At 71.7% G+C, this 21,513-nt stretch carries 17 protein-coding genes and 1 tRNA gene; all 18 read right to left on the bottom strand.

What is annotated here, in order from left to right:
• Positions 1 to 53 precede the first annotated feature (53 nt).
• On the bottom strand, positions 54 to 1,166 hold the full coding sequence (proB, locus tag E0L17_RS00970; RefSeq protein WP_167929417.1) for a glutamate 5-kinase: 1,113 nt from the start codon (positions 1,164 to 1,166) through the stop codon (positions 54 to 56).
• On the bottom strand, positions 1,167 to 2,558 hold the full coding sequence (obgE, locus tag E0L17_RS00975; protein WP_167929418.1) for a GTPase ObgE: 1,392 nt from the start codon (positions 2,556 to 2,558) through the stop codon (positions 1,167 to 1,169).
• Between the two features lie 307 nt (positions 2,559 to 2,865).
• On the bottom strand, positions 2,866 to 3,114 hold the full coding sequence (gene rpmA, locus E0L17_RS00980; RefSeq protein WP_075576640.1) for a 50S ribosomal protein L27: 249 nt from the start codon (positions 3,112 to 3,114) through the stop codon (positions 2,866 to 2,868).
• A gap of 31 nt (positions 3,115 to 3,145) precedes the next feature.
• The gene (gene rplU / locus E0L17_RS00985; protein WP_167929419.1) at positions 3,146 to 3,454 is read right to left on the bottom strand and encodes a 50S ribosomal protein L21; all 309 of its coding nucleotides are present in this window, start codon (positions 3,452 to 3,454) and stop codon (positions 3,146 to 3,148) included.
• 184 nt (positions 3,455 to 3,638) lie between these two features.
• On the bottom strand, positions 3,639 to 4,376 hold the full coding sequence (locus E0L17_RS00990; protein WP_167929420.1) for a TIGR03936 family radical SAM-associated protein: 738 nt from the start codon (positions 4,374 to 4,376) through the stop codon (positions 3,639 to 3,641).
• Positions 4,373 to 6,247: a TIGR03960 family B12-binding radical SAM protein gene (locus E0L17_RS00995; protein ID WP_353652923.1), complete on the bottom strand. Its 1,875-nt coding sequence runs from the start codon at positions 6,245 to 6,247 to the stop codon at positions 4,373 to 4,375. Before E0L17_RS00995 ends, E0L17_RS00990 begins: the two co-directional genes overlap by 4 nt.
• A complete protein-coding gene (locus tag E0L17_RS01000; RefSeq protein WP_206108923.1) occupies positions 6,247 to 7,185 on the bottom strand; it encodes a hypothetical protein in 939 nt (312 codons plus the stop codon). Before E0L17_RS01000 ends, E0L17_RS00995 begins: the two co-directional genes overlap by 1 nt.
• Positions 7,186 to 7,227: 42 nt before the next feature.
• Entirely contained in the window at positions 7,228 to 8,442 is a 1,215-nt protein-coding gene (locus tag E0L17_RS01005; protein ID WP_167929422.1) for an FtsW/RodA/SpoVE family cell cycle protein, read from the bottom strand.
• 9 nt (positions 8,443 to 8,451) lie between these two features.
• Complete coding sequence (gene mrdA, locus E0L17_RS01010) at positions 8,452 to 10,494, bottom strand: penicillin-binding protein 2 (RefSeq protein WP_167929423.1); 2,043 nt, start codon at positions 10,492 to 10,494, stop codon at positions 8,452 to 8,454.
• Between the two features lie 9 nt (positions 10,495 to 10,503).
• Positions 10,504 to 11,046, bottom strand: coding sequence for a rod shape-determining protein MreD (gene mreD, locus E0L17_RS01015; protein ID WP_167929424.1), 543 nt, complete (start codon positions 11,044 to 11,046; stop codon positions 10,504 to 10,506).
• Positions 11,047 to 11,055: 9 nt separating this feature from the next.
• Positions 11,056 to 12,096 (bottom strand): rod shape-determining protein MreC, encoded by a 1,041-nt coding sequence (gene mreC, locus E0L17_RS01020; RefSeq protein WP_167929425.1) that lies wholly within the window; start codon positions 12,094 to 12,096, stop codon positions 11,056 to 11,058.
• Positions 12,097 to 12,100: 4 nt separating this feature from the next.
• Positions 12,101 to 13,141, bottom strand: a complete 1,041-nt coding sequence (locus E0L17_RS01025) for a rod shape-determining protein (protein WP_167929426.1) — start codon at positions 13,139 to 13,141, stop codon at positions 12,101 to 12,103.
• Between the two features lie 24 nt (positions 13,142 to 13,165).
• Positions 13,166 to 14,470: a tetratricopeptide repeat protein gene (locus E0L17_RS01030; RefSeq protein WP_167929427.1), complete on the bottom strand. Its 1,305-nt coding sequence runs from the start codon at positions 14,468 to 14,470 to the stop codon at positions 13,166 to 13,168.
• A gap of 30 nt (positions 14,471 to 14,500) precedes the next feature.
• The gene (locus tag E0L17_RS01035) at positions 14,501 to 15,049 is read right to left on the bottom strand and encodes a peptidylprolyl isomerase (RefSeq protein WP_167929428.1); all 549 of its coding nucleotides are present in this window, start codon (positions 15,047 to 15,049) and stop codon (positions 14,501 to 14,503) included.
• A 120-nt stretch (positions 15,050 to 15,169) separates the two neighbouring features.
• The gene (locus tag E0L17_RS01040; RefSeq protein WP_167929429.1) at positions 15,170 to 16,150 is read right to left on the bottom strand and encodes a zinc ribbon domain-containing protein; all 981 of its coding nucleotides are present in this window, start codon (positions 16,148 to 16,150) and stop codon (positions 15,170 to 15,172) included.
• Between the two features lie 29 nt (positions 16,151 to 16,179).
• Positions 16,180 to 18,846, bottom strand: coding sequence for an aconitate hydratase AcnA (gene acnA, locus E0L17_RS01045; RefSeq protein ID WP_167929430.1), 2,667 nt, complete (start codon positions 18,844 to 18,846; stop codon positions 16,180 to 16,182).
• Positions 18,830 to 21,226 carry an HAD-IC family P-type ATPase gene (locus tag E0L17_RS01050; RefSeq protein WP_167929431.1) on the bottom strand — a complete coding sequence of 799 codons (2,397 nt, stop codon included), beginning with the start codon at positions 21,224 to 21,226 and terminating at the stop codon, positions 18,830 to 18,832. Before E0L17_RS01050 ends, acnA begins: the two co-directional genes overlap by 17 nt.
• Positions 21,227 to 21,386: 160 nt before the next feature.
• Positions 21,387 to 21,463 (bottom strand) — tRNA-Arg (locus E0L17_RS01055).
• Positions 21,464 to 21,513 lie beyond the last annotated feature (50 nt).

The following is a 21,513-nucleotide window of genomic DNA, read 5'->3' on the forward strand; positions in this document are numbered from 1 at the left end:
GTCTGACCCCGATTATATAGCGTCCGCCTCGCCGCGGCCCCGCGGGCAGGGGGCTAGAAGACGAGGAGGTCGTCGCGGTGGACGGCCGGCTGGGCGCGGTCCTCGCCGAGGAACCGCGCGATGACGTCCAGCTTGATGCCGCGGACGCGGCCCATGTCCTCCGACGAGTAGCGCGCCACGCCGCGCCCGATGACGTCGCCCTCGGGCGAGCGGACGTTCACGACGTCCCCCGCGGCGTAGCCGCCCGTCGTCGAGACGACGCCGACGGGCAGGATCGAGGCGCCGTTCTCGAGGACGGCGCGCGCGGCGCCCTCGTCGAGGGTGATCGTGCCGCGCGGGACCTCCGCGAGACCGATCCAGAGCTTCCTGCCGCCCTCGTGGGGGGAGCCTGCGGGCGCCTCGAAGCGCGTGCCGACGGCCTCGCCGGAGACGACCTGCTCGAGCACCCGCTCGCGCCGACCGCGGCAGACGACCATGGGGATGCCCGCGGCGAGCATCGCGCGGGCGGCGCGGAGCTTGGAGGCCATCCCGCCCGTCCCGAACGAGGTCCCGGCGCCCCCCGCGACGGACATGAGCTCGTGGGTAATCTCACTCACGCGGCCGATCAGCTCGGCCCCCGGGTCCTCCTGGGGGCTGGCGGTGTAGAGGCCCTCGACGTCCGAGCAGATGACGTAGAGGTCGGCCCCCACGAGCGCGGCGACCAGCGCGCCGAGCATGTCATTGTCGCCGAAGGCGAACTCGGCGGTCGAGACGGTGTCGTTCTCGTTGACGACGGGGACCGCGCCGAGCTCGAGCAGGCGGGCGAGCGTGCTCCTTGCGTTGAGGAAGCCGTCCCGGTCCATGACGTCCCGCCGGGTGAGCAGGACCTGACCGCAGGGGATGCCCCGCTCGGCGAGGACGTCGGCGTATGCCTGCGTGAGGTTCGCCTGCCCCGCGGCGGCGCACGCCTGCAGCGTGGCGATGTCGTCCGGGCGCTCGGCGAAGCCGAGGACGTCACGGCCTGCGGCCGCGGCGCCCGAGGACACGACGACGACCCGCGTCCCCCGCGCGACGAGGGCGGCGACCTGGTCGCAGAGCGAGCGGATGAAGGCGCGGTCGAGCGCCCCGCCCCCGTCGACGAGGGTGGAGGACCCGACCTTGACGACCAGCAGCCTCGGGACGCCCATCTAGGCCTCGCCCTCCCCCGCCAGGACCTCGTCGTCCCCGTCCGCGACCTCGTCGAAGTCGGGGGCCTCGTCGGCGCCCTCGAAGGTGAAGGCGAGCTCGAGGATGCGGACCTCGTCGCCGCTGACGGCGCCCGCCTTCGCGAGCGCGTCGTCGAGCCCGCACCGGGAGAAGCGGTGCTGGAGGTAGGCGACGGCCTCGTCGTTGTCCCAGTCGGTCTGGACGACCATGCGCTCCACCTGCGAGCCGGTGACGCGCCAGGCGTGGCGCTCCTCGCGGGAGACGCGGATCTGGCGGTCGCGGCGCTGCCGCTCGAGCTCCCAGCGCTCGCTGAGGTCGGGGGCGGGCCCGGACTCCGCCGCGGCGGCGCGCAGGCGCGCGACGTCGGCCGCGCAGGCGCTCACGAGGGCGTCGAGCCCGACGCCCGTGGCGGCAGAGACCGAGAAGAACGCCCGCCCGTCGGCCTCAGCGGCGGCGCGCAGGCGCTCAACCTGGTCATCGACGCCCGGAAGGTCGCACTTGTTGGCCACGACGATCTGCGGGCGCTCGGCGAGCTCGGCGGCATAGGCCGAGAGCTCGGCGTTGATGGCGTGGTAGTCCTCGACCGCGTCGCGGCCCTCGTAGCCGCCCGTCACGTCGACGACGTGGAGGATGAGCGCGGTGCGCTCGATGTGCCGCAGGAACTGGTGGCCGAGGCCCCTGCCCTCGCTCGCGCCCTCGATGAGCCCGGGCACGTCGGCGACGACGAAGGACTGGCCGCTGGCGGCGCGGGCGACGCCCAGGTTGGGGACCAGCGTCGTGAACGGGTAGTCGGCGATCTTGGGGCGCGCGGCGCTGATGCGCGCGATGATGGAGCTCTTGCCCACCGACGGCATGCCCACGAGCGCGACGTCGGCCATGAGCTTCATCTCTAGCTCGATCCAGTGCTCGCGCGCGGGCTCGCCCTTCTCGGCGAAGGCCGGGGCGCGGCGGACGGAGGTGACGAAGTGGATGTTGCCTCGCCCCCCGGCGCCGCCGGGCGCGACGACCACGCGCTCCCCGGGGCGCGTGAGGTCGGCGATGTCGTAGGCGGGCGTCTGGGTCTCGGGGTCGAGCTCGCGGACGACCGTCCCGACCGGCACGCGCAGCACGAGGTCCGCCCCGTCGCGCCCGTGCCGGCGGGCGCCCTGGCCGTGCGTCCCGCGCTCGGCGCGGAAGTGGTGCTTGTAGCGGAAGTCGATGAGCGAGGAGAGCTGGGGGTCGGCCTCGACGATGACGTCGCCGCCGCGCCCTCCGTCCCCGCCGTCGGGGCCTCCCTTGGGCACATAGGCCTCGCGCCGGAACGACATGCAGCCCGCGCCGCCGTCGCCGCCCTTGACGTTGATGTGGGAAAGATCGGTAAACGTGTTCTCCACGCGCTTCTCCTTTGGTCGGAACCCCATGGTACGGCAACCGCCCGGCAGCGTCCAACCTGCGGGCACGCACCCCAGCGGGGCGAGCCCCGCGTCCCTCGGGCATCCGCGCACCCCAGCTCCCCGCTCGTCGGGCCCGGGGTGCCGCAGCTCGGCGAGGGCCGCCGCGGCCCGCCGCGAGTTTTGCAGCCGCGCGCCCCGCGCGTGGCGAAGCTGTCCGAGCGCCGGGGCCCGTCGCCTCGCCGGACGCGGCCCGGGATACGAAAAGGGCCCCGACGAGCGGGGCCCTGGGGTGCGATGTGACCGAGACTTACGCCTCGCGGACGTGCACGCGGTGCTTGACGCCCTTGGTGAACTCGACGGTGCCGGCGGTGAGGGCGAACAGGGTGTCGTCCTTGCCGATGCCGACGTTGTCACCGGGGTGGATGTGAGTGCCGCGCTGACGGACGAGAATCTCGCCGGCCTTCACGAACTGGCCGCCGTAGCGCTTGGTGCCCAGACGCTGGGCGTTGGAATCGCGGCCGTTGCGGGACGAGCCGAGACCTTTCTTGTGAGCCATGGTGTGACCTGCCTTCTACTCAGATACGAAACTACGCGGGAATCTCGACGACCTGGAGCTTCGTCAGGTTCTGACGGTGGCCCTTGGTGCGGTGATAGCGCTTGCGCTTCTTGAGCTTGAAGACGAGGACCTTCTCGCCCTTGAACTGGTCGACGACCTCGGCGGTGACCTTCTTGCCCTGGAGGGAGGCGGGGTCGACGATGGTCGTGGTGCCGTCGTTCAGGAGAAGGACGTCAAGCTCGACCTTGTCGCCAGGCTGCGCGTCGAGCTTCTCGACGTCGATGACGTCGCCCTTGGCAACCTTATACTGCTTGCCACCAGTTGCTACGATTGCGTACATGTGCGAAACCCTTCATTGCTGGCGTGAATGCAACAGTTGCTTATATTACTAGCAGCGCCCTCGCGCGTCAACGAGGAGTTGCCGTGACCTGCGGGTCCGTAAGGGAAAAGACGGCGCCCGAGCTCATGCGGGGACGATGCGGCCTTGCTCAGGATAGCGGCGCGCGCGGCTCGCTCGCAAAAAACTAGAGAGGCTCCACAAGACGCCCATCTTCCTCATGGCGCTGCGCGACCCTGCGGACGCGCACGGCGTCGGGCATGCCGCGCCCGACCTCGGCGAGCGCCGCGTCGATGAGGGCGCGCGGGCGGAGCGAGGCGCGCTCGCCCGAGCGCGTCTCCACGCGGAGCCGCACCGAGCCGCAGGGGCCGTCCTCGGCCGAGAGGCCCACGAGCGTCGAGCCCAGATCGACGGTCTTCTCGCGCTCCCCGCGCAGGTAGGTGAGGGTCCCACGCGCCCGCAGGGACTCCACGGCGCGCTCGATCAGGCCGGCGTCGGCGGGCGACGCCACGAGCTCGACCTCCCAGCTCGAGCGGTCCAGCCACGCCTCGAGGGCGGGGGCGGAGCCGGGCGCGTAGGCGGCGCGCGTCGGGGCGAGCGCCGGCGGCGTGGCGGCGCGCAGGAGGCCCAGCGCCTCCTCGGCGTCGACGCGCTCGGTGAGCCGGACGTCGTAGTACTCGCACGCCGAGCTCGCCCCGACGGGCAGGGCGCCCGAGAACTGGAGCCGCATGCGCCGGGCGAACCCGTTGCCGATCGAGAACGGCAGCCCGGCGCGCCTGACGCAGCGCTCCACGGTGGCGATCACCTCGAGGTGGCCGAGGTAGGCGAGTCGCTCGTCCTTTCCGTACTCCACGCGCAGGCGCGCGAGCTCGGCCTTGGTCGGAAGGTCCTGCGGGCGCCCCGGGAAGGGCTGCTGCCTCGTCATGAGCGCACCCCCTGAATGACGTTGCCGACGCCGAGCGCGGGGCACACCCCGCAGCCGGTGCAGCTCTCCCGCGTGCAGTCGGGCGTGGTGACCCCCTCCACGGCGCGCAGCCACTCACGCTGCAGGTAGCCCTTGGCGACGCCGGGCGACGTGTGGTCCCAGGGCAGCGCCGCGGAGAGCGGGAACTCCTCGCACGCCACCTCGGCGAGGCCGAGGCCGCACTCGCTCGCGGCGCGCTCCCAGAGGTCGAACCTGAACTCGCTCGTCCACGCGTCGAAGGCGCAGCCGAGCTCCCAGGCGCGCCGGACGAGCGCGAAGCCGGCGCGCCCCATCTTGGAGAGCGCGCCCTCGACGAGCGACACGTCGGCGTCGTGGTACGAGACGCGAATGGCTCGGTCGCGGACCTCGTGCAGCAGGAGCTGCTGGCGGCGGCGGACCTCGTCGGGGTCGAGCTGGCCCACCCACTGGAAGGCGGTGTAGGCCTTGGGCACGAGCACGGCCACGGATATCGAGACCGACACGCCGCTCTTGGGGCCTCGCCCCACGACCTCGCGTCCGATCTCGAGCACGCGCTCGGCCATCCGCGCGATCCCAACGACGTCCTCGTCCGTCTCGGTCGGCAGCCCGATCATGAAGTAGAGCTTCATGCGCCGCCACCCCTGGGCGAAGGCGTTGCGCGCGGCGCACTCGAGGTCATCCTCGGTCACGTTCTTGTTGATGACGTCTCTCAGGCGCTGGCTCCCGGCCTCGGGGGCGAAGGTGAGCCCCCCGCGCTTCCCTCCCGCCACGGCCGCCGCCATGTCGACCCCGAACGAGTCGAGTCGCTGCGAGGGGATGGAGACGCGGATGCCCCTCCCCGCGAGCCCCTCGTTCATGCCGCCCAGGATCTCCTCGCACTGGGAGTGGTCGGTCGTGGAGAGCGACGTGAGCGAGATCTCGTTGTGGCCGCTGGCGAGAAGCCCCTCCACGCCGCACGAGACGACCTGCTCCGCCGGGCGCTCGCGCACGGGGCGATACGTCATGCCGGCCTGGCAGAATCGGCAGCCGCGCGCGCAGCCGCGCAGCACCTCGAGCGAGAGCCGGTCCTGGACGATGCCCATGTAGGGGACGATCCTCTGGGCGACGGCGGGAGTCCCCGCGAAGTCCTGGAGGCAGCGCTTGAGGACGACCTCGGGGACGTCCTCCCCCGCCCTCGGCACCGCGCGGCCCCAGCGCGTGGTCGTCTCGTCCACCGCCACGTCGTAGAGCGACGGTACGTAGGTGCCGGGGACGCGCGCCAGGCGGCGCAGGACCTCGGCGCGGGGGACGCCCTGCGCCCGGGCGTCTCGAATGCACGCGCACGCCTCGACGATTGACTCCTCCCCGTCGCCGAGCAGGACGGCGTCGAGCGCGGGGGCGAGGGGCTCGCAGTTCCAGGCGGACGGGCCGCCCGCCAGGATGATGGGGTCGTCCTCGTCGCGCTCGGCGGACGTGAGCGCGATGCCGGCGAGGTCGAGCGTCTCGAGGACGTTGGTGGCGATGAGCTCGTGCGCGAGCGTGAACCCGATGGCGTCGAACGAGGCGAGCGGCGCGGAGCCCTCGAGGGAGAGCAGCGGAACGCCGCGCTCGCGCATGAGCGCCGCCATGTCCCTCCAGGGGAGGTAGCAGCGCTCGCAGCTCATGTCCGGCTGAGCGTTCACGGCGTTGTAGAGGATGGCCACGCCGAGGTTGGGCTGCCCCACCTCGTAGACGTCGGCATAGACCATGCAGAGGTGGAAGGGCCCCTCCTGCTCCTCGCACGCGCCCCACTCGTGGTCAAGGTAGCGGGAGGGATGCTCGACCTGCGAGAGGAGCGGCTCGACGAGGTGGAAGAGGTTCTCGCGCCGCGCCATCATGCCGCTCCCCCGCCGATCGTGACGTAGTCGTCCGCGCGAGGGGTCGCGGGGAGGGCCTGCGAGGCCGAGGCCGGGGCCGCGGGGGCCGCGCCCTCGGCGGGGCGACTCGCGCGACCGTCGTCCTCGAGCTCGAGCCGCAGCCTGATGGCGCGCGCCGTGGCGACGGTCCCCCCGTAGCCGACGCAGGCCTTGAGGATGGCGCCCAGCCCCGGGACGAGCCCCACGAGGGCGCGGGCGAGCGAGCGGTACGCGACGCCGCCGCCCATGACGCCGGCGAGCTCGGCCAGCCGCTCGAGGTCGACGTCTCGCCCGTACGCGGCGGCGATGTCGAGCGCGAGGGAGCACTGGCTCGCGCACATGATGGGAAAGTCGGAGCCCGGGATGAGGCTCACCGCGCCCACCGCCGCGTTCTCGAGCGCCCTGCGCGCCACGAGCGCGTCGGTCACCGCACGGCGGCAGAAGGGGAAGTTGGCCGCGAGCGCGAGCGGCTTGTCCGCGGATCGGGCAAGCCAGGCGGCGAGGCCGTCGAGGAGCGCGGCCTCGCTCGAGCCGGCGATGATGCCCACGAGCGGGGCGGTCTGCTCGCCGAGCCCGAGCGGCGGAACGTCGAGCGCCCCCTCGGCGACCATGGCGACGGGCACCCCGGCCCCGGCGTAGGCGCGCGCGAGCGCCGCGCAGGGGCCCTCACCCACGAGGACGAGCGCGACGTCGGCCGGCTCCGAGCCCTCGGGCGCGGCGGCGAGGCCGCGCACGTCGACGATGCCTCCGGGCCGCTCCGCGACGAGCGCGCCCCGCACGGCGGCGACGACCGCGCGCGGGCAGGTCGCGTCCACGTGGACGCGCACGACCACCCGCTCGTCACGCTGGGCGAACGAGCTCCTCCCCGAGGAGAGCACCTCGAGCGCCCTGCCCAGGGTGACCCTTCGCGTTGCCATGCCTTCCTCCCCTCCTTCCGGGGCGGCGCCCCGGGAACTGCCTCATGCCACCTTCTGGCGGTGCCTCCACACCGACTGCACGACCCCGACCGCCGCCATCTGCACGATCATGGACGACGACCCGTAGCTGATGAACGGGAGCGGGATTCCCGTGATCGGCATGATCCCGATGCACATGCCCACGTTCTCGAGGACCTGGAAGGTCCAGAGCGCCGCGCACCCCACGAGCACGAGCTTGGAGAACGGCGACTCCACACGCATGGCCAGCAGAATCGTGGCGAAGATCATCCAGGCGAAGAGGCCGAGAAGGACGACCGACCCCACGAATCCGAACTGCTCGGCGAAGGTCGCGAAGATGAAGTCCGTGTGCGCCTCCGGGAGAAAGCCCGACAGCGCCTGCGAGGCGTTGCCCACGCCCTTGCCGAGAAGCCCTCCCGAGCCGATGGCGATCTTGGCCTGGAGGAGGTTGTAGCCGTCCTCCGACGCCGTACCCTCGGGGTCCATGAAGACCGTGAGGCGCTTGAGCTGGTACTCCTTGAGGATGTGCGGAATCCCCTCAATGGAGGAGGTTATCACCACGAAGGCCGCCGCGGCCACGATGAGCGCGATCGTGGCGAGGACCCAGCTGCGCGGCGCGCCGCTGCAGATGATGATCGTCGCCCCGGCGAAGAAGATCATGAGGCCGGTGCCGAGGTCGGTCACCATGATGAGCAGGAGCGGTACGAGAAGCGTCCCGCACATCTTGGCGTAGTCGCGGAAGGAGTCTATCTTCCCGTTGTACTGCGCGCACGTCGCGGCCATGAGGAAGATGACGACGAGCTTGGCGGGCTCGGAGGGCTGGAACCTCAGGGGGCCGATCCGCACCCAGCCGACCATGCCTCCGCCCTCGACGCCGAGCCCCGGCACCTTGGGCAGCACCATGAGGACGCACGCGAGGACGAAGAGCACGGTCGTCATGTTCGCGAGGTTCCGGTAGTCGTAGCGCCAGACCACGAACGCGGCCGCCGCGCCGAGCGCGATGCCGGCGAGATGGCTCGTGAAGTTGGCGTCCGGCAGCGCGAGCGAGCACGACCACATGGTGACCACGCTGATGATGAGGATGAGCAGGGTCGGGATGAGCTGCGAGAGGTAGAGCTTCTCGAGCGGGCCGCCGCGCTTCCCCACGCGCGCGCCGCCGGACCCCCCTCGCCCCGCGCGCTGCGCGATCGAGGAGAGGCCCCCGCCCGCGGTGCCCGGTCCGGTGAATTCGCGTGCCATGCTCCCCTCCTAGTCCGTGCCGCCGACTTCGGCGGTCGAGGTGTCGGGCTGCCCGTAGATCGTGCCGAAGATGTCGCGGACGACGAGCATGGCGCTCGACGAGCCCCAGTCCGCGCCGTCGATGTTGGCGAAGACGACGTACTTGGGGTCGTCGGCCGGGGCGTAGGCGCCGAACCAGCCGACGTTGCGGTTGGCGGAGGTCTGCTCGGCGGTGCCGGTCTTGCTGCAGACGCGCACGTCGAGGTTCGTCCAGTGGGCCGCCTGCGTCGGGCTCTCCTCGTAGGTGACCCCGAGCATGCCCTGCTTCACGAGGTCGCGATAGGCGTCCTCCTCGTGGACGTCGTTGATCTGCTCGCAGCGGTAGCGCGAGATGAACCCGTCGCCGATGCGGGCGCGCACGCCGCGCATGACGTGCGGACGCCAGATGGGGCCGCCGTTGGCGAGCCCGCAGTAGACGCAGGCCATCTGGAGGCAGGTGACGAGCATGTCGCCCTGGCCGATGGCGAGGTTGCAGTTCTCGCCTCCCTGCCAGGTGCTGTCGTCGTCGGAGTAGCCGAGGGACTTGAAGTAGTCCCACTTCCATGCCGCGTCCGGGACGCGGCCGGCCGCCTCGCCGGATATGTCGATGCCCGTCGTCGACCCGAGCCCGTACTCCCGGAAGGTCTCCTGCATGCCCTCGGGGTTGTCGGAGTTCCAGAAGCCCTTGCCGATCTCGTAGAAGACGACGTCGCACGAGTAGGTTATGCCGTCGACGAGCCCCACGCCGCCGTGTCCGCTCTCGCTCCAGCACTTCATGCCGTTGGGGTCGCTCTGGTCCCCCGACCACGTCCACCACCCGGTGCAGTAGTAGCCGGAGTCGGGGGACGCGATCCCGTGGTCGAGCGCCGCGAAGGTGGTGAGCGGCTTGATGACCGAGCCGGGAGGGTACTGGCCGGCGATCGCGCGGTTGAGCATGGGGTTGTGCGCGCCCTCGTCCTGGAGCGCGTCCCAGTCGGCGGTGGAGATGCCGCCCACGAACACGCTCGGCGAGAAGGTCGGGTTGCTCGCCATGGCGAGGATCTCGCCGTTGGTGCAGTCCATGACGACGGCGGACCCGCCGACCGAGTCGATTCCGGTGTCGCGCATCTCGCCCACGATGCGCTCGAGGGACTCCTCGGCCGTGCGCTGGACGTCGACGTCGAGCGTGAGCACGAGGTCGGAGCCGCTCTGCGGCTCGATGCTGGTGGACAGGCCCAGGACGTCGCCATAGGCGTCGATGTAGACGACCTGCTCGCCGCGCACGCCCTGGAGCACGCTCTCGTAGGCGAGCTCGACGCCGGTCTGCCCCACGACGTCGCCCGAGCGATACGTGATTCCGTCGCCGTCGGACTCCTCGCTCGCCTTGAGCTGCTCGGAGGTCACGGTGCCGGTGTAGCCGACGACGTGGGCGGCGAGCGAGCCGAGCGGGTAGGAGCGCTGGGTGCGCTGCTCGACCTTGACTCCCGGGAAGACGTCCGGGTGCTCGCCTATGTAGGCGACGACGCGCCGGGAGACGTCGACGGAGACGGTGCGGAGGTTCTGATAGCCCTCGGAGCTGTCCTGAAGGCGGCGGCGGACGGCCTGGGCGGGCATGCCGATGAGGTTGGCGAGCAGCTGCACCTCGACCTCGTCGTCGAGGACGTCCGCGCTCGCCGCCACGGTGAGGCTCGCGCGGTTGCCCACGATCTCGCGCCCGTTGCGGTCCAGGATGCGACCGCGCGGGGCCTGCGTGTAGACGGTGCTCGTGCGGTTTGACTCGGCCTGCTCCGAGTACTCCTCGCTCGAGACGAGCTGCATGGACCAGAGGCGCGCGAGCAGCGTGGCGAAGACGGCCCCGGCCGCCACGGCGAAGCCGGTGAGCCTGCCGGAGAGGGTCTTCTCGGCCGAGGAGTCGGAGCCCCCCGACGCGCGCGGGGACGCGCCGCCGATGTCGAACGTGAAGGCGGCCTCCGAGCGGCCGTACACCACGAAGACGACGATCAGCGCGACGGCGAGGACCGCGCACACGATGACGATCACGAGGGAGAGGTCCATGGCAGCCCCCTACACGCCCCGCCTGGAGAAGTGCCCGCCGCCGAGGCTCGGCCCCGAGGGGACGTGGACGCGGGAGAAGTAGTAGGCGAAGGGGAGGAAGAAGACGAAGGTGAGCGCCGCCGTGGGAAGCGTGCGGAACACGAGGACGTCGAGCAGAGAGTCGGCCTGCCCCACGAGAAGCATCGCCAGGTGGTAGACGAGAGACACGACGAGCGACGCCGCGGCGAAGTGGGCCGTCGCCGAGGCGAGGTCCCCCGCCATGCGGTTGCGCTCCTCCATCCCGAGCGCGAAGGAGGAGGCGGAGAGGCAGAAGGCCATGAGGCCGATCGGGCCGGTCGTCGAGAGGTCGAAGAAGAGGCCGGCGAGAAAGCCCGCCACGACGCCGCGCCTGCCGCCCGTCTGGAGGGCGACGCAGGCGGAGAACACGAGCGCGAAGTTGGCGCGGCCGTTGCCGAGCCCCACGTTGGGCGCGAGGGCGAGCTGCAGCACCGCGCAGACGAGCGCGAGCACGGCGATGCTGCGCGACTCCCTGTTCCTGTCGGAGACCTGCATGGGCACCCCCTACTCCCCTGTCGTCCCGGCGTCGGCGCCGTCCTGTGCCGAGCCGTCCTGGCCCTCATCGCCCGACTGGCCGTCGGCGCCCGACCCGTCCTCCCCCTCGTCCGAGGAGCCCTGGGAGGCGACAGACGAGCTGTCCTGGGCGTCCGCGGCGGCGATGTCCTCCGCGGTGGCCCGCTGCTCCTCGGTGAGCGAGGTGATGACGAGCACCTCCTCGTAGTTCTCCGCGTGCGCGAAGGGCTCGACGACGATGGTGAGGTAGGCCGCGCCCGGGCTGCTCTCGACGCTCGTGACCTCGCCGAGGGGGAGGCCCTTGGGGAAGACGCCCCCGAGGCCGCTCGTGACGACGACGTCGCCCTGCGAGACGGTCTGGTCCGCACCGATCAGCGTGAGCTCGAGCTGGCCCGTCACCGTTCCGACGAGCATCCCCTGCGCGCGGCTCGACTGGATCATGGCGGAGACGGAGGAGTTGTCGTCGGTCACGAGGCGCACCGTCGAGGTGGCGGGCCCGCACTCGACGATCTGGCCGATGACGCCGGTCGAGGTCGCGACCGGCATGCCGACGGAGAGGCCCGAGGACGTGCCCTTGTCGATGGTGACCGTGGTCCCCCACGAGTCGCCCGAGCCGGAGATGATGCGCGCGGCCGTGGACTGGAGGTTGTTGGCGTCGCGCAGGTCGAGCAGGCCCTGCAGGCGCTCGGCGGACTGAGCGGCCTCCTCGAGCTCGACGTTTCTCGCCTTGAGCTCCTCGTTCTCGGCGCGGAGCTCGGAGAGGGTGGCCTGGTCGGCGGTGAGGTTGGTGACGATGTTGCCGAGCCCCTGGAAGGGGGCGGCGACGGTCGCGCCGAGATAGCGGACCGGCAGCGTCACCGTCTGGAAGGCGCCGCGCACCGCGGCGAGCGGGCCCTCGTCGCCGAAGCGGCAGCTCACGGTGAAGAGCGCGAGCGAGACGAGCAGGCACGCGACGAGCGTGCGCCCGCTGCCGCCCTTTCGGTTGTTGCCTATGGTCGGACCCGCCTGCCGCCCCCGCGTAGAGAGAGGCACGCGACTACCCGGCGCTCTGGACGAAGCCGCCCGAGAGCGCGTTGGCCTCGAGCACCTTTGCGCACCCGTTCACCACGTTCTCGAGCGCGGTCGGGCTCACGTTGACGGGGACGCCCGTCTCCTCGCGCAGCCGCTGGTCGAGCCCGCGGAGCAGGCCGCCGCCGCCCGTGAGGAGGATGCCGTAGTACATGAGGTCCGAGGCGAGGTCGGGCGGCGTCACGTCGAGGGCGTCCTTGACGGCCTTGGTCACCTCGTCGAGCGGGCGGTCGAGCGCGCGGCGGATCTCCTCGCTCTCGATGCGCACCGACTTGGGCAGGCCGCTCATGACGTCGCGGCCGTTGACCTCGACGTCGAGCTCCTCGGCGAGCGGGGCGGCGGAGCCGACCTTGATCTTGATGTCCTCGGCGGTGCGCTCGCCGATGGAAAGGTTGTACACGTCGCGGACGTGCTGGAGGATGGTCTGGTCGAACTCGTCCCCGGCGGTCCTGATGGACTGCGAGACGACGATGCCGCCCATCGAGATGACGGCGACCTCGGTGGTGCCGCCGCCGATGTCGACGACCATCGAGCCCGTCGGGTCCTCGATGGGCAGGTCCGCGCCGATGGCGGCCGCCATCGGCTCCTCGATGAGGTAGGCCTGGCGGGCGCCCGCGGAGATGGTCGCCTCGAAGACGGCTCGCTTCTCGACGGACGTGACGCCCGACGGGACGCAGACGACGACGCGCGGGCGCGGCGACCACGGGTAGTGGTTGCCGCGCGCCTTCTCGATGAAGTAGCGGAGCATGACCTCGGTGACGTCGAAGTCCGCGATGACGCCGTCCTTGAGGGGTCGCTCGGCGATGATGGAGCCCGGCGTGCGGCCGATCATGCGCTTGGCGTCGGCGCCCACCGCGAGCACGCGGCTCTCGCTCTTGTCGATGGCGACCACGGAGGGCTCGTTGATCACGATCCCCTGGCCGCGGACGGCCACGAGCGTGTTGGCCGTGCCGAGGTCGATGGCGAGGTCGCCGCCGTACTCCCCGAAGAGGGTGTCGAAAAGTGACATGGTCCCTGCCCTGTTCGCTGGCTCTTAGTCGTTGGCCGTCGTGTCGCCGGCGGAGGCGTACTCGGGCGTGACCGAGACGACCTTCCAGCTGATGCCGTCGCGGCGGAGCTCGACGGTGTAGTCCTGCTCCCCGCCGGCCGCGAGCGCGGCGGTGAGGTAGACGGTGGAGTCGGTCATGCTGCGGTCGCAGCCGCCCACGGTGACGGTGACGTCGCCGGTGGGCAGCGAGTCGCTCATGGCCTCGATCTGGCTTGCGGAGGTGCCGGCCACGACGTACTGCGCGATGTCCTCGCCGGAGGACTTGGCCTCGAAGAGCTCCTCGGCGACGGCCTCCTGGGTGGGCCAGCCGTAGCCGCGCACGTACGCGAAGACCGCGGCGCCGACGGCGAGGACGAGCAGCACGAGGAGGAAGACGAGGACCTTGAGGCCCGTGTGGCGGTGCTTGCGGCGGACCTTGCGCTCCTGCTTGTCGGCGGCCATGAGGTCCTCCTCGGTGACCGAGAAGAAGCCCGTGTCCTCGGGGGACGGCATGAGCTCGCCGGACTCCCCCATCGGGTCGAGCGGGTCGTAGCCGCCGCCGTAGCCCGCGGCGGCGAGGAACGCGTCGGTGTCGGACTGGCGGCGCTCGCCGATGGAGGCGACCGCCTTGCGCGCGGCGTCGTAGGAGGCCTGCGCCTCGGGGGTGAGCGAGTAGGTGCCGTCGGCGGTGGCGTGCGCGAAGGCGTCGACGGCCTCGTTCATGCGGTTCGCGGCGACGTAGGCGAGGCCGAGGTCGCACCATATCTGGTTCTGGCTCTCGAGGGGCGTCGTGAAGTCGAGCGCGGTGCGGTAGGCCTCGACGGCGTCGACGGCGCGCCCGAGGCGCATGAAGCAGCTGCCGAGCTTGGAGAGGGCCGCGGCGGGGGCGGGGTTGGCCTCGTCGATGGCGGCGTTGCGATACGCCATGCCGGCGCCGCGGACGTCACCGACCTGCTCGTACGCCGCGCCAAGCGCGAGATAGGCCTTGTAGGGGGTCGCGTAGGAGGCGTCGGAGACGGCCTCGCTGAGCGCGGGGATGGCCTCGTCCGCGCGGCCGGCAGCGAGCAGCGCGCGGCCGAGGTTGCACTGGAGCGCGCCGCGCTTCCCGTACGACGCGTCGCGGAGCGCGCCCTCGTAGGCGCGCGCCGCGGAGTCGAACTGGCCGAGCTTCATGTACGCGTTGCCGCGGAGGTGGTCGACCTCGCCGGACGGCTCCCCCGGGGCCGCGGCGTCGGCGAGGCGGGTCACCGCCCCGAACCAGTCGCCGCTCTTGTAGGCGAGCTTGCCGGATTCATAAGCCTGCTGGTTCACTGTGCCCTCCAACGTGTGCTCCGCCCGCGCCTAGGCGCCGGCGTGCTCGATCCTGACCGAGTTGATGACGTCGCCCTGGCGAAGGGCGGCGATGACGTCGAGCCCCTCGAGCGTCTGGCCGAAGACGGTGTAGCCCGAGTCGAGGCCGTGCTGGGGCCCGAGGCAGAAGTAGAACTGGGACCCGGCGGAGTTGGGGTCCATGGAGCGCGCCATGGCGAGCGCGCCGTCGTCGTGGGAGTTGCGGGGGTTGACCGTGTACTCCTCGCGGATGCGGTAGCCCGGGCCGCCGGTCCCGGGACGGCCCGTGGGGCCGACGCGGCCGGCGGCGACGTCGGCGGAAGACATGTCGCGGGTGTTGGGGCAGCCGCCCTGGATGACGAAGCCGGGGACGTAGCGGTGGAACTTCAGCCCGTCGTAGAAGCCCGAGGTGGCAAGCTCGCAGAAGTTGGCCACGTGAACGGGCGCGCCCGCGCCGTCGAGGCGTGCCCGGATGGTGCCCCTCGACGTGTCGAAGACGGCCACCTCGTCGCCCACGACCTGGTAGACGGGCGTATAGAGCGGGTCTTGGATGAATCCCATGTCCCTCTCCCCTCTCGGGGCGCGTTGCGTACGCGCGCACTATGCTTCCAACTAGATGATTCTAGCAGGAGGCGCCAGGTTTCACATATTCGGCAGAGAGACGGCGCGCGGGACGCCCCCTCAGGCGGCGGGGTCCCACGCGTCGTAGTTCTGCGAGAAGAGCCTCTGGAACGCGGAGCCGGCGGCCATGGCGCGGGTGATCGCCTCGGCGTCCGCGGACGGGTCGGAGGAGTCCGCGGAGATCTGCCAGGCCTCGGTGAGGGCGTCGCAGCGGTTCCTGAGCCAGTTGCCGAGCGTCTCGAGGTGGTCGACCGCCTCCGAGACCCCCTCGCTGCCGTCGTCGAGCGCGCCGATGTCGTTGATGAGGTTGGAGACCTCGATCGAGATGCCCCGCGCGGCGTCGAGCCCCGCCGCCCGGTCCTCTGACGAGGTGGACGACAGGACGCCGTCCGACCGCAGGAGCCGCTCGGACTCGTCCACGCGCGCCGAGAGCGAGCCGAGCGACTCGTGGGCGTCGGAGAGCGTCTCCTCGATGGTCCGCGTCTCCCCGGCCCGGTTCCCGTCCTGCCCGACGAGCGTCTCGAGGAAGCCGGGGAAGCCCGACATCGAGGTGTCGGCGGGCGTCGTCGCGGAGATGCGCGTGGCGCTCGGGTCCCAGGGGTGGGTGATGAGGACGGTGGCCCCGCCCACCACGAGGACGGCGAGCAGGCCGGCGAGCAGGAACGCCCGCGTGCGGGGCATGCGGTCGCTGCGCGACACGGGCGACGAGGCGTCGTCGACGGAGGGCAGCGCGCTCTCGATGCGCGTGATCACGCCCGTCTCGTCGGCGTCCGCGGCCCCTCCGAGCTCGCCCGTCGCGCCGATGTCGGGGAGGTCGAGGTCGCGGGTCGGCCGCGCGGGGGCGGCCTCGGGCCCCTCAGGCCGGACCGACGAGCCGCACTTGGGGCACACGTCGGCCCCCGGCGGCAGCAGGGCACCGCAGCCGGGGCACCAGGCCGCGTCGCTCAGCGAGATGCGCTGGGTCGCGTCTATGGTCTCATGGCAGCAGGGGCAGGTGAGCGAGCCGTCGGGCACGCGGCCCCCGCAGGCGGGGCAGATCACGGGGCGGCGCCCTCCTCTCTCTCAGTCCGCTAGCGGAGCTCGTCCAGGACGAACGGAAGGATACCACCCTTCGCGAGGAACGCGCCCTCCATGGGCGTGTCCACGCGCACAACGCACTCGAAGCTGAAGGAGGAGCCGTCCGGCCGCGTCGCGCGGACGGTCACCCTCGGCGAGGCCGGCAGCCCGCCCGAGAGGTCGACCGGGGAGACGTCGAAGGTCTCGTCTCCGCGGATGCCGAGGGCCTCGGCTCCCTCGCCCTCGAGGAACTGGAGCGGGAGGACGCCCATCTGGACGAGGTTGGAGCGGTGGATGCGCTCGAAGCTCTCGGCTATGACGGCGCGCACGCCGAGCAGCAGCGGGCCCTTGCCCGCCCAGTCGCGGCTCGAGCCGGAGCCGTAGAGCTTGCCGGCCACCACGACGAGCGGGACCCCCGCGGCGCGATACGACTCCGCGGCGTCGAATATGGGTACGACGTCGCCGCTGAGCAGGTCCTTGGTCCAGCCGCCCACGCGACCCTCGGCGAGCTCGTTTCTGAGCTTCACGTTGGCGAAGGTGCCGCGAGCCATGACCTCGTGGTTGCCGCGCCGTGCGCCGTAGGTGTTGAAGTCGGCGGGCTCGACGCCGTGCCCGATGAGGTAGCGGGCCGCGGGCGAGTCCTTGGCGATGGACCCGGCGGGCGAGATGTGGTCGGTCGTGACGAAGTCGCCGAGCAGGGCGAGCGCCCGGGCCCCGCGCACCTCGACGACGTCCTGAGGGCGGGCGATCTCGAAGTAGGGGGCGCGGCGCACGTAGGTGGACTCGGGGTCCCAGGGGAAGGTCGCGGACTGGTCGGAGGGGATGGAGCGCCAGGTCTCGGAGCCCTCGAGCAGGCCCCGCGAGCCCTCCTCGAAGAGCGAGGCGTCGCAGTGGGCCGCGAGCTCGGCGGCGACCTCCTCGTCGGTGGGCATGATGTCGGAGAGCATGACGGGGGTCCCGTCGGGGGCGACGCCCACCGGCTCGGTCGAGAGGTCCACGTCCATCGTGCCGGCGAGCGAGTAGGCGACCACGAGCGCGGGCTGGCACAGGTAGTTCTGGCTCACGTCCGGGGAGATGCGCCCCTCGAAGTTACGGTTGCCCGACAGGACGCTCGTGAGCTCGAGCTCGGCGGCGTGGGGCTTCAGGCAGGCCTTGATCTCCCCGGAGTTGCCGATGCAGCTCATGCAGCCGAAGCCGCAGGTGAAGAAGCCGAGCCTCCGGAGCGGCTCGGCCAGGCCGCACCGCTCGAGGAGCAGCTCGGTGGCATGGCTGCCGGGCGCGAGGACCTTCTTGACCCAGGGGCGGGGCGCAAGCCCGCGCTCGACGGCGTGCCGGGCGAGCAGGCCCGCGGCGACCATCATCGCCGGGTCCGTCGCGGTGGTGCAGCTCGTGATGGCGGCGATGGCGATGGCGCCGTGCCCGAGCTCCCCTGCGCCCTCGACGGCGACGCGCTCGGAGAGGTCGCGGCCGTTCTCGCGGGCGGACGACTCGAAGCGGGCCTTGAGCCCCGAGACGGCCACGCGGTCGTGCGGGCGCGACGGGCCGGCGAGCGAGGGCTCGACGGAGGAGAGGTCGAGCTCGAGGGTGCGCGCGTAGACACGACCCTCGCGCGTGCCGTAGACGCCCTGGGCCTCGAGGTAGGCGCGCGCGAAGGCCATCTCGCCCGAGTCGCGCCCGGCGGTCTCGAGGTAGTCGAAGGTGACGTCGTCCGCGGGGAAGAGCGTCGCCGTCGCCCCGTACTCGGGCGTCATGTTGGAGACGCACGCGCGCTGGGTGGCGGAAAGCGACGCCACGCCCTCGCCCGTGACCTCGACGATCGAGCCCACGACCCCCTCGGCGCGGAGCAGCTGCGCCACGGAGAGGGCGACGTCCATGCCCGAGACGCCCTCCGAGGTGGCTCCCGACAGGCGCAGCTCGACGACGGGCGGCACGAGCATCGAGATGGGCTGACCGAGCGCCGCCGCCTCCGCCTCGATGCCGCCGACGCCCCAGCCGAGCACGCCGACGCCGTTGGCCGTCGTGGTGTGGGAGTCGGTGCCGACGAGGGTGTCGAAGCACGCCACGTCCTTCTCGCCCGCGGCGAGCGCGTCGGTCGTGACCACGCCGCAGAAGCGCTCGATGTTGAGCTGGTGGCAGATGCCGCCTCCCGGCGGGACGATCTCGACGTTCTGGAAGGAGCGGCTCGCCCACTTGAGGAAGGCGAAGCGCTCGCGGTTGCGCTCGGCCTCGAGGCGCTGGTTCTCCCCCACCGCCCCCGGGCACTCGGCGACGTCGGCGATGACGGAGTGGTCGACGACGAGCGTGCAGGGGATGCGCGGGTTCACGAGCAGCGGGTCGCCGCCGCGCTCGACCATGGCGTCGCGCATGGCGGCGAAGTCGACGAACACCGGGACGCCCGTGAAGTCCTGGAAGAGCACGCGGGCGGGCATGAACTCGATCTCGGCGCCCGCCGCCCCGGCCGTCCCCGCCTCGACGACGGCGGAGGCCATGCGCACGGCGTCCTCGTCGGTCGCGGCGCGTCGGACGACGTTCTCGAGAAGGACGAGAAGCGCCCTCGGGAGGCGCTCGGCGCCCGGGATCCCCGAGACCACGTGGGCGAGGCGCGAGACGCCCCCGCCCTTAAGGGTCACCGGCCGGCGCGCGGAGAGGACCGCCTCGCGGAAATCAGTCGTTGCTGCCATGTCTGCCCTCCACCTTCCTCACGAGGCGCGCGAAGCGCTCGTCAGTCTCGTAGCTCGCGAGCGAGCGGTTGTACATCCAGTTGAAGAACGCGACCGCGATAAGGCCCGCGGCGGCGATCACCACCCCCATGCTACCCGTCATGTCCTCCATCTCGAAGAACGAGGCGAAGACCGTACACCCACACGCAACAATGGCGACGATCACGACGAGCAGCGCGGCCCTGAGCGGCGTCAGCGGCTGGGAGATGCGCCAGACGAGCGCGATGCCCACGAAGGCGACCAGCACGGTGCAGACCGTCGAGATCTCGCTGAACGAGTGGGAGAGCGCGCGCCCCACGACGAGCTCGGCGAAAAGCGCCGCAACGATGGCGGCCGAGGCCGGCAGCGACCGAGCGAGCACGTTGGCGAGAAAGCTCCCGCGCACGAGCTCGTGGTTGGGCTCGAGGGCGAGCACGAACGAGGGTATGCCGATGACCGCCGTCGAGAGCAGCGACATCTGGATGGGGATGAAGGGGTACGGCGGCATGACGATGCAGATGAGCGCCAGGGCGGCCGTGAAGACGGTCTTCACGAGGAAGAGCGACGCTGAGCGCTGCAGGTTGTTGATCGACCGCCTGCCCTCGGCGACGACCTCGGGCATGTGCGAGAAGTCGTTGTCCGCGAGGACGATCTCGGAGACGTTGCGCGCCGCGGCGGACCCCGAGGCCATGGCGACGGAGCAGTCGGCCTCCCGCAGGGCGAGGACGTCGTTCACGCCGTCGCCGGTCATGGCCACCGTGCGCCCGCGCCGGTGAAGGGCGCGCACGAGGTCGCGCTTCTGCTGCGGGGTGACGCGCCCGAACACGCGCGCCTCGTCGACGGCGGCGTCGAGCTTCTCGGGGGTGTCGAGCGTCGCGGCGTCCACGTACCTCTCGGCGTGCGGGACGCCGGCGCGCGCGGCGATGGCCGAGACCGTGCGCGGGTCGTCCCCGGAGATGACCCTGAGCTCGACCCCCTGGCCGAGGAAGAACCGCATGGTCTCGGGGGCGGTGGCGCGGATCTCGTCGCGAATGGCGACGCACCCCATCAGGCGCACCTCGCCGACGAGCGCGTTCCCCTCGTCGAACCCGTCGGCCTGGCCCACCACGAGCACGCGCTCCGTGGCGTCGAAGGCCCGCGCGACCCGGTCAGCCTCCCCCGCGCGGTCGCGGCCGAGCACGAACGCGGCGGCGCCCATCACGAGCGCGCGGCCGTCCGCGGTCACGCAGCCCGAGTACTTGCGCGCCGAGTCGAAGGGGACGGCCCGGGCCGCCCCCGCCGCGCGGATGCCGAGCGCGTCGGCGTGGCGCAGGAGGGCGAGCGCGGTCTCGTTGGCGTCCTCCGCGTTGGCGGAGGCTATCGCGGCCATGGCGGACTCGACCTCGGCCTCGGAGAACCCGGTCGCGGGGCGCACGGAGGAGACCTCCATCTCCCCCGAGGTGATCGTGCCCGTCTTGTCGAGGCAGAGCGTGTCCACGCGCGCGAGCGTCTCCACGCAGTACGCCTGCTGGACGAGGACCATCCGCCGGCCGAGCCGGAAGGTGGCGATGGCGAGGACGGAGGAGGTGAGCAGGACGAGGCCCTGCGGGATCATGCCGATGACGGCGGCGACCGAGGTGAGGATCGCGTCGTCCAGGCTGCCGCCGTCCATGAGGACCGACCTCAGGAAGAGGCCGAGGCCGAGCGGCACGAGCGCGACCGTGCCGAGTCGGATGATGGCGCGCAGCGTCTCCTGGATCTCCGACCGGACCGCCTTGACGTACTTCGCCTCGGCGTTGATGCGCGCGGCGTAGCCCTGCGCCCCCACGCGCGTCACCCGCGCGACGAGGCTCCCTGCGTCCACGAAGCTGCCGGAGAGCAGCTCGTCGCCCGGCCCCTTGGAGACGGGCTTGGCCTCGCCGGTGAGCAGGCTCTCGTTCATGGAGACGTTGCCGGAGACGATGACGCCGTCGGCGGGCACCTGGTCTCCGTGGGAGAGCCGCACGAGGTCGTCGAGGACGAGCTCGGAGGCGGGCAGCGAGCGCTCGCCGGAGGCGCGGACGACGGTGACCTCCTTCTGAGTGAGGATCGTGAGCCGGTCCACCATGCGCTTGGCGCGGACCTCCTGGGCGACGCCGATGAGCAGGTTGGCCCCCACGACGCACATGAAGAGGAGGTTGCGGTACTGGCCCGTGAGCAGCACGAGGACGGCGAGCGCGAGGTTCACGCCGTTGAACAGCGTGAGCGCGTGCTCCGCCACGATCTGGCGCACGGACTTGGTCTTGACGTCGGTGTTCGCGTTGGTGAGGCCCCTGACCGCGCGGTCGGCGACCTCCGCGTCGGTGAGCCCGGCGGGCACCGCGTCCCTCTCGTCTGGCGTCATCGCTCCCCTCTCGTCCGGTGCGTGACCCATTGTGCCACGGGGCGGGCGCGGCTCGGCGAACCTTACGAAAAAGAGAGACTTTCGGGCGAGGCCCCGACGCGCGCAGAACAGAAACGAACCCGCGAGGCCGAGGGTCTCGCGGGTCCGCGCGTCTTGCGGATGGTGCGCCCAGGGGGATTCGAACCCACGACCTTCTGCTCCGGAGGCAGACGCTCTCATCCACTGAGCTATGGGCGCGTGCGAGGGCAGTATAGCTCAATCCCCCGCCCGTCACAATCCAGACGCGC

Origin of the sequence: Olsenella sp. SW781 (assembly GCF_012027725.1) — a bacterium.
Lineage (GTDB): Bacteria > Actinomycetota > Coriobacteriia > Coriobacteriales > Atopobiaceae > Thermophilibacter.

Bases quoted from the DNA above. Each gene is read 5' to 3' on its own strand.
- proB (WP_167929417.1), bottom strand. From the start codon at position 1,166: ATGGGCGTCCCGAGGCTGCTGGTCGTCAAGGTCGGGTCCTCCACCCTC.
- rpmA (WP_075576640.1), bottom strand. From the start codon at position 3,114: ATGGCTCACAAGAAAGGTCTCGGCTCGTCCCGCAACGGCCGCGATTCC.
- rplU (WP_167929419.1), bottom strand. From the start codon at position 3,454: ATGTACGCAATCGTAGCAACTGGTGGCAAGCAGTATAAGGTTGCCAAG.
- E0L17_RS00990 (WP_167929420.1), bottom strand. From the start codon at position 4,376: ATGACGAGGCAGCAGCCCTTCCCGGGGCGCCCGCAGGACCTTCCGACC.
- E0L17_RS00995 (WP_353652923.1), bottom strand. From the start codon at position 6,247: ATGGCGCGGCGCGAGAACCTCTTCCACCTCGTCGAGCCGCTCCTCTCG.
- E0L17_RS01000 (WP_206108923.1), bottom strand. From the start codon at position 7,185: ATGGCAACGCGAAGGGTCACCCTGGGCAGGGCGCTCGAGGTGCTCTCC.
- E0L17_RS01005 (WP_167929422.1), bottom strand. From the start codon at position 8,442: ATGGCACGCGAATTCACCGGACCGGGCACCGCGGGCGGGGGCCTCTCC.
- mrdA (WP_167929423.1), bottom strand. From the start codon at position 10,494: ATGGACCTCTCCCTCGTGATCGTCATCGTGTGCGCGGTCCTCGCCGTC.
- mreD (WP_167929424.1), bottom strand. From the start codon at position 11,046: ATGCAGGTCTCCGACAGGAACAGGGAGTCGCGCAGCATCGCCGTGCTC.
- E0L17_RS01025 (WP_167929426.1), bottom strand. From the start codon at position 13,141: ATGTCACTTTTCGACACCCTCTTCGGGGAGTACGGCGGCGACCTCGCC.
- E0L17_RS01035 (WP_167929428.1), bottom strand. From the start codon at position 15,049: ATGGGATTCATCCAAGACCCGCTCTATACGCCCGTCTACCAGGTCGTG.
- acnA (WP_167929430.1), bottom strand. From the start codon at position 18,846: ATGGCAGCAACGACTGATTTCCGCGAGGCGGTCCTCTCCGCGCGCCGG.
- E0L17_RS01050 (WP_167929431.1), bottom strand. From the start codon at position 21,226: ATGACGCCAGACGAGAGGGACGCGGTGCCCGCCGGGCTCACCGACGCG.